Annotated in this window: 1 protein-coding gene; it reads right to left on the reverse strand. The window is 65.7% G+C overall.

Going from position 1 to position 1,206, the window contains the following annotated elements:
- A partial coding sequence (locus tag DK254_RS29365) for an Ig-like domain-containing protein (RefSeq protein ID WP_256595985.1) occupies positions 1-1,206 on the reverse strand: 1,206 nt, incomplete at both ends.

Below are 1,206 nucleotides of genomic sequence, written 5' to 3' on the forward strand. Positions count from 1 at the left end.
ACCGGTCTCGCCATTCTCCAGCGGGTTTTCCGGGAACTCCCAGTTGCCGTTCTCGTCGACCACGGTGGTGACGGTGCTGCCATCCGGCAGTTCCACGGTGACGATGCCTTCCGGCTCACCGGTACCGCCCAGGCCATTGCCACTGTTGTCGGTGATGACCGGCGGTTCCGGCGCGATGGTATCGGCCGGACCGGTTTCGGTCGGCGGGCTGATGTTGCCCGAGGGATCGGTGATGGTGACGGTGCCGCTCTCGCCGTTCTCCAGCGGGTTTTCGGGGAATTCCCAGTTGCCGTTGCCGTCGACGACGGTGGTGACGGTGCTGCCGTCCGGCAGTTCGACGGTGACGATGCCTTCCGGTTCGCCGGTACCGCCCAGGCCGTTGCCATTGTTATCGGTGATCACCGGCGGCTCCGGCGCGATGACGTCGGCCGGCTCAGTAGTCACCGGCGGACTGATGTTGCCCGACGGATCGGTGATGGTGACGGTGCCGGTCTCGCCGTTTTCCAGCGGATTCTCCGGGAATTCCCAGTTGCCGTTTTCATCGACGATGGTGGTCACGGTGCTGCTGTCCGGCAGCTCGACGGTGACGATGCCTTCCGGTTCGCCGGTACCGCCCAGGCCGTTGCCGTTGTTGTCAGTGATGACTGGCGGCTCCGGTGCAATGACATCAGCCGGCTCGGTCACGGTGGGCGGGCTGACATTGCCCGACGGGTCGGTGATGGTGACGATACCGGTCTCGCCATTCTCCAGCGGGTTTTCGGGGAGTTCCCAGTTGCCGTTCTCGTCGACCACGGTGGTGACAGTGCTGCCGTCCGGCAGTTCGACGGTGACGATGCCTTCCGGCTCGCCAGTGCCGCCCAGACCATTGCCGTTGTTGTCGGTGATGACCGGCGGCTCCGGGGGAACCAGGTCAGCCGGTTCGGTGATGGTGGGCGGGCTGACGTTGCCCGAGGGATCGGTGATGGTGACGATGCCGCTCTCGCCATTCTCCAGCGGGTTTTCCGGGAACTCCCAGTTGCCGTTCCCATCGACGACGGTGGTCACGGTGCTGCCGTCCGGCAGTTCGACGGTGACGATGCCTTCCGGCTCGCCAGTGCCGCCCAGGCCGTTGCCATTGTTGTCGGTGATCACCGGCGGTTCCGGGGCCGTGGTGTCGATGGGCTCTATCTCGGCCGGGCCGGTTTCGGTCGGCGGGCTGACATTGCC

It is taken from the genome of Pseudomonas sp. RW407 (assembly GCF_003176655.1).
Taxonomy (GTDB): Bacteria; Pseudomonadota; Gammaproteobacteria; order Pseudomonadales; family Pseudomonadaceae; genus Pseudomonas; species Pseudomonas delhiensis.